This is a genomic window from Streptomyces sp. NPDC041784 (genome assembly GCF_055591025.1).
In genome coordinates, this window is record NZ_JBVJAB010000044.1 from 11,189 (window position 1) to 17,386 (window position 6,198).

A 6,198-nucleotide genomic window follows, 5' to 3' on the forward strand; every position below is an offset into this window, starting at 1 on the left:
ACCTTGCCCAGGGGGAGAACCGGATACCAGAAGGGCCCAGGGGGCGGGGGCCCAATCTGTCCCTCCGCCGCGAACGAGTTCTCAAAGCCCTCGATGTCCTGCTGCGAGGCGGCCAGGACATCACGGTCTCCGGCCTGGCCCGCGCGGCACGAGTGGACCGCACCTACCTCTACCGGCACCGCGACCTCCTCGAACGCGTCCACGCCGCCGCAGCAGCCCCACCGGAGCTGGGGACCGGGAGGTGTCCACGGTCAACGGGCTCACGGAACCGCCGCGACGGGTGGAGGAGCGGGTGCGTCACCTGGAGAGGTAGACGACGCCCTGCGCAGCGGCGGCACCGTTCTTCCACTGCCTACCCGCAGCACGCCCGCGCCGTCCTGAATCCGACACCGCCCCCGGAGGCGTCTGGCGTGCGAAGGGACGCTGGGCGTGGCGCGCAGCCAACCACCGATGATCAACTGTTTGTCAAGCCGTGCGTGCCGGCGGCATCCCGGTTCCCGCCCTTGTCGCGTCGGTGCCCCAGCTGGCCAGCAGTCGTAGTGCCTCCGCCGACGGGGAACCGGGTTCGGCGTGGTACGTCACCAGCATCCGCTCGTGGGCGTCGGCCTGGTGGAACGACTCGAGGCGGAGGTCGAGTTCGCCGACGAGCGGGTGGTGCAGGCGCTGGATGCCGTGGCACTTCTCCTTGACGTCGTGGGTGGCCCACAGCCGCCGGAACTCCTCGCTCTTCACGGAGAGTTCGCCCACCAGAGCGGACAGCCGGGGGTCGTCCGGATGGGAGCCGGCGTCCATGCGCAGCTGAGAGACGACGTCGTTCGCTTTGTGCTCCCAGTCCACGAACAGGTCGCGGTACTCGGGCCTCAGGAACACCAGCCGCGCCCAGTTCCGCTCGTGCGCCGGCAGCTCGGCCCAGTCGCCGAAGACCGTCGCGGCCATCCGGTTCCAGGCGAGGATGTCCGAGCGCCGCCCCACGAGGATCGCCGGGACGCCGTCCATGGTGTCCAGCAGCGTCCGCAGGGGGCCCCGCACCTGCTGGGTGCGGACGGTCGGCTTCTTCTTCTGTTTCGGCTTCGCCAGGTGCGTGAGGTGGGCGTGCTCGGCGTCGCTCAGCCTGAGCGCGCGGGCGATGGCGTCGAGGACCTCCGCCGACACGTGCCGCCCGTTGCCCTGCTCCAGCCGCGTGTAATAGGCCACCGACACTCCGGCCAGCTGCGCCAGCTCCTCGCGGCGCAGCCCCGGCACCCGCCGGTACCGTCCGAAGTCCGGCAGGCCCACGTCCTCCGGCTTCAGCCGGGCCCGCCGGGTGCGCAGGAACTCGCTGAGCTCGGCACGCGGGTCCAGAGCACCGGCGGCGGGCTCGTGCACCGGTTCGGGGTATTCGTCCATGCCCTCGAGTATCCACGGCCGGACGCACACCAGCCTGACCCAGCCAGTGGTAGGCATCGCGGGCATACGCAAAGCCGTGACCTGGGTGAATACCGGATCGTCCAGCACGCTGGAGACCGTGCCCGGCTGGAAGGCAGCCGGGGCGTGGCTTGCATCAAGAACGGAGCACACCCCATGACCGCAACACAGGGGACCGAGTCGAGGACTCGCCAGAGCGAAACGGCCGCGGAGGCGGTCGGCCGCCTTCGTGCGACGTTCAACACCGGCGTCACCCGCGGACTGGACTGGCGCGTCGACCAGCTGCAGCGGCTGCGGGCCCTGCTGGTCGAGAACGAGCAGGAACTGATCGAAGCGCTCTGGGCGGATCTGCGGAAGAACCCCGCCGAGGCGAAGACGCAGGAGATCGACTTCACTGTCGCCGACATCGACGAGACGCTGGCGAATCTGGAGAGCTGGCTTCAGCCTCGCCCGGTGGGGGTTCCTGCCCACTTCGGTCCCACGACCACGGCCTACACCACGTACGACCCGCTCGGGGTGGTCCTGGTGATCGCTCCGTGGAATTTCCCGCTGCACCTTCTCATCGACCCCATCATCGGCGCCCTGGCCGCCGGGAACACGGTGGTGGCCAAGCCGAGCGAGATCTCGGTGCACACCTCGGCGGTCGCTTCACGCCTGCTGCGAGAGTACTTCGACCCTGACGTGCTCACCGTGGTCGAGGGGGGCGCCGAGGAGACCACGGCCCTCCTGGCACAGCGCTTCGACCACATCTTCTACACCGGCAACGGCACCGTCGGCCGGATCGTCATGGCCGCAGCCGCCAAGAACCTCACCCCCGTCACGCTCGAACTCGGAGGCAAGTCGCCGGTCTTCGTGGCGCCCGACGCCGATGTGGAGGAGACCGCCAAGCGGCTGGTGGGCGCCAAGTTCGGCAACGCCGGTCAGCAGTGCATAGCCCCCGACTATGTTCTGGCCGATCCTGCGACCGCTGCCGCACTGGTTCCCGCCCTGCGTGCGGCGGTCGAAGCTCAGTTCGGGACCAGCCCGCAGACGGCGGCCGGCTTCGGCCGGATCATCAACGAGCGGCATTTCGACCGGCTCACGCGTCTGCTGGATTCCGGCCGGGCGGCGGTGGGAGGCCAGCACGACCGTGACGACCTGTTCCTCGCACCGACGGTGCTCACCGATGTCGACCCCGCATCGCCGGTCATGCAGGAGGAGATCTTCGGTCCGATCCTCCCCGTCGTCGAAGTCGAAGACCTCGATGCCGCCATCGCCTTCATCAACGAACGCGACAAGCCACTCGCCCTCTACGCCTTCACCGAGTCCGAGGCCACCAAGTCGCGCCTCGTGAACGAGACGTCCTCCGGCGGCGTCGCCTGGGGCCAGCCGGTGATGCAACTGCTCATGACCGGCCTGCCGTTCGGTGGCGTCGGCGAAAGCGGCATGGGCCGGTACCACGGCCGGTACTCCCTTGAGACGTTCAGCCACCTCAAGGCCGTCGCGGACGTCCCGCTCAGCTAGCCTCGCGCTTTCGTGAAGCAGGCTGTCCGATGGGCGATCGGGCGGCGGAAGTGCCTCAGGCCGAGAATGAGGATCGCTGATATCGCTGTTCCCGCCACCGCCAAAAGCGCGTTCCAGGTGAAGCCGTGTATCGGCCCTCTTCGCGGGGGCGCGTCGAGGGAGTCGGTCGCGGCGCGGCCTGCAGACACCGATCCGTACCGACTCCGGCGGCGGCACCCATGACTTCGTCAGCTGGCTGGCTGCTGATCGTGCGCAAGGAGCGAACGCCCATACTCCGGTGGGCAGTTGCGCTTGACCGGCGTCGGCGTCGACACCGATGCCGACGGCATGCGGCTCTCACCGCGTTCGCCGCCAACCCCGTGCCTGCCCGAGGAGCGCATCCGCGCCACCGCCGGGACAGCGTGGGCCCCCTGCGTCGCAGACATTCATCCCGTTTTACTCCGCATTGAAGAAAGAAACCCATGACTGTCAATATTTCAGAAGTTTCATCCGTTCCGTCGCTTTTCTCCCCCGTCTCTCTCGGGAAGATCGAGCTCGCCAACCGCATCGTCATGGCACCGCTGACCCGGGTCCGGGCCGGTTCCTCCGGCATCCCCGGGGACCTCATGGTCGAGTACTACCGGCAGCGGGCGAGCGTCGGAATGATCATCACCGAGGGCACCTACCCCGACAACGCGTCGCAGGGCTATGTCGGTGAGCCGGGCATCGCCACCGACGAGCAGGCGGCCGGCTGGCAGCGGGTGTTCGAGGCGGTGCACGCCGAGGGCGGCCGCATCGTCCTGCAGATCATGCACGCCGGCCGCGGCACCCACCCCGACATCAACGGCGGCCGCCGCATCCTCGCCCCCAGCGCGATCGCCATCGACGGCAAGACGTTCACCGAGAAGGGCGAGCAGCCCTACCCCGTACCGGAAGCGATGACCACCGCAGAGATCCGTGCAGCCCTGGAGGACTTCGTCACCGCGGCCCGCCGGGCCATCGAGGCGGGAGCGGACGGCGTGGAAATCCACGGCGCCAACGGCTACCTGCTCCACCAGTTCCTCTCCCCGGCGGCCAACCAGCGCACCGACGGATACGGCGGCTCGCCGCAGAGCCGCGCCCGCTTCGTCGTCGAGGTCGTCACGGCGGTCGCCCAGGCCGTCGGTGCCGATCGGGTCGGGCTGCGGATCTCGCCGGAGGTCGTCCTCGGGGACGTCTTCGAGACCGACCGGGACGACGTCCTGGCCACCTACGGCACCCTGATGGACCAACTGCGCCCGCTGGGCCTGGCCTACCTCTCCGCACTGCACACCGAGCCGGGCGGCGACCTGGTACAGGAGCTGCGGCGGCGCTTCGACGGCAAGCTGATCGTCAACAACGGCCCCTTCGGGGGGCAGACCACCCGCGAGCAGGCGCTCCAGCAGATCGAGGCCGACCACGCCGACGCCGTGGTCGTGGGCCGGGCCCTCATCGCCAACCCCGACCTGGTCGAGCGCTGGCAGGGTGGCCACCCGGAGAACGAGCCGCGGCCGGAACTGTTCTACGGGCCGGGCGCCGAGGGCTACACCGACTACCCCTTCCTCGAAGCGGCTTGAGGCCCACGGTCACGCCTGTCCATGCGGCAGCCCCACTCACCCATGGACAGGCGCCCGACCGGCGACACTGTGCCCGCCCCTTTGCGCCCGCGGTCACACCGGCGATCACGCCCCGCTGCGGGCACGGCAGGTCTGCGAGGCGATGGACATGGAGATCGCGCCCAACAACATCAACAACACCCGCCTGAAACTCAAGCGGCTGACCGAGCGCGGCATCCTGGTCGAGACCGAGCAGGGATTGTTCGCCCAGCCGCGGCCATAGCCGCCCGGCGGCCCTCCGAGCAGCCTGCCTACCCCAGCCGACAGGGCAATACGGACATCAAGTCACGCACCGCCCTCTCAGAGACACTCCAACCAGCGACAGCACCACAGTGTTGCACTAGCTAGAGTTCGACCACGAGTGGCTGAGCTGCACAAACCCGAGGTGCACACCACTACGACGGCCTCACTCCCCCAGAGAAGTCGGGGTAGTCGTACGTTGTCGCCACGGCCCCAACAGTAGTTCGACCCGGCGGCCGCGCTGCCCGTACGACGCGGCGGCGCCACGCGCCCGGCAGCTTCTGCCGATGACGGCCCAGGGCTGGTCAGGCGGGGTGTCCTGCAAGTACCAGCCGTGGGCGGCCATGCACTCCTTCGTCCACTCCATCAGCAGGTATGAGCCCTCCTTGACGCGGCTCTCGTCATGACCGCCGTCGTTGGCGAACCACTGGACGAGAAGGCCGGCCGCCGGGCGGTCCACGTCGCCGGTGTCGAACACCGGGCACAGCTCCAGGTGGATCGGCCGCCCGTGTTCGTCGTCCTGCGGCGCCACCCGACGCCCGCTCCCGCGACCACGGCGGCACCGGCCTGGGCCTCGCCATCGCCCGCGACCTGGTCGTGGATTCCCCCGAGCCCGAGCCCCTCGGAGTCCTGCGTGCGTTCCTGGCGATCGAGATTGACAGTCCGTCGGTCAGCCAGCGATGCGCCACCGTCATGTTCAGCACGCGCCCGCCCGTAGCGGTGCCGACCAGGGCCCAGTACCGCTCCAGCCGGGGGGCGAAGCCGGATGAGCGCGACACCAGCGCGTGCAGGTGTGCGCGGAAGGCGGGGGTGTCCGACTCCTGCCGGGCTCGTGCGTGGGCGGATATAGACGCGTCCACCGCGTCCCCGGCGCCGGGCGCCGGCCTGCGAGCTGTCCGCGGCGATGCCCAAGCGTCGGCTCGACATCATGATCGCAATGCTGGCCCCCGCGCCGCCGCAGGACCCCGCCCCCGCTACGGCCCTGGCCTACGCCGAGCTGCACCTGCTCATATCCACGCCCAGTTTCACCCGCTGGACCCAAGAGCACGACGAAGAGATGAGGGACGGTCCGGCCTTCTGCGCGGAGATCGACGAAGCCGCCGCCCTGACGGCCGCCGCCTTGGCCCAGGGGTTCGCCGGCAGACCGGCGAGACGCCGCAGCGTGCACTCGCCCGTCACTACGCTCTGAACGGCAGTGAACAACCAGGCCACATGTGTGTGGGGGACCTCGCCGTTCGGCCGGAGCGTCCTCGTCCGCCTCCGCGGTCCGGGCCGGTGTGGCGCCAGCCGCTCGAACCGGCCGGCACCCCTCAGGGCCGCGGCGCGCGCGACCGTGGGGGGGGGGGGCGGGGGGGGGGGGGGGGGAAGGGGCCGTGCTGTCCTCCCAGGGGGGGGAAGGGCGGGAGGCGGCAGGCCCCAGTCATTTTCCGATTTTCTC

6 protein-coding genes are annotated in these 6,198 nt (G+C 69.8%); 3 read left to right on the forward strand and 3 right to left on the reverse strand.

Going from position 1 to position 6,198, the window contains the following annotated elements; translation table 11 throughout:
* Both ACZ6D7_RS43440 and ACZ6D7_RS43445 read right to left on the reverse strand, forming a co-directional pair.
* A partial coding sequence (locus ACZ6D7_RS43440) for a hypothetical protein (RefSeq protein ID WP_469503459.1) occupies positions 1 to 203 on the reverse strand: 203 nt, incomplete at its 3' end.
* A gap of 262 nt (positions 204 to 465) precedes the next feature.
* Entirely contained in the window at positions 466 to 1,386 is a 921-nt protein-coding gene (locus tag ACZ6D7_RS43445) for a helix-turn-helix domain-containing protein (RefSeq protein ID WP_469503462.1), read from the reverse strand.
* A 174-nt stretch (positions 1,387 to 1,560) separates the two neighbouring features.
* Between ACZ6D7_RS43445 and ACZ6D7_RS43450 the strand changes: the two genes are divergently transcribed.
* Positions 1,561 to 2,907, forward strand: coding sequence for an aldehyde dehydrogenase family protein (locus ACZ6D7_RS43450; protein ID WP_469503465.1), 1,347 nt, complete (start codon positions 1,561 to 1,563; stop codon positions 2,905 to 2,907).
* A 461-nt stretch (positions 2,908 to 3,368) separates the two neighbouring features.
* The gene (locus tag ACZ6D7_RS43455; RefSeq protein WP_469503468.1) at positions 3,369 to 4,481 is read left to right on the forward strand and encodes an alkene reductase; all 1,113 of its coding nucleotides are present in this window, start codon (positions 3,369 to 3,371) and stop codon (positions 4,479 to 4,481) included.
* A gap of 445 nt (positions 4,482 to 4,926) precedes the next feature.
* Here ACZ6D7_RS43455 and ACZ6D7_RS43460 read toward each other — a convergent pair whose 3' ends face one another.
* A complete protein-coding gene (locus ACZ6D7_RS43460) occupies positions 4,927 to 5,292 on the reverse strand; it encodes a DUF6300 family protein (protein ID WP_469503471.1) in 366 nt (121 codons plus the stop codon).
* A gap of 396 nt (positions 5,293 to 5,688) precedes the next feature.
* Here ACZ6D7_RS43460 and ACZ6D7_RS43465 point away from each other — a divergent pair, with 396 nt between their 5' ends.
* A complete protein-coding gene (locus tag ACZ6D7_RS43465; RefSeq protein ID WP_469503473.1) occupies positions 5,689 to 5,949 on the forward strand; it encodes a hypothetical protein in 261 nt (86 codons plus the stop codon).
* Positions 5,950 to 6,198: the final 249 nt, after the last annotated feature.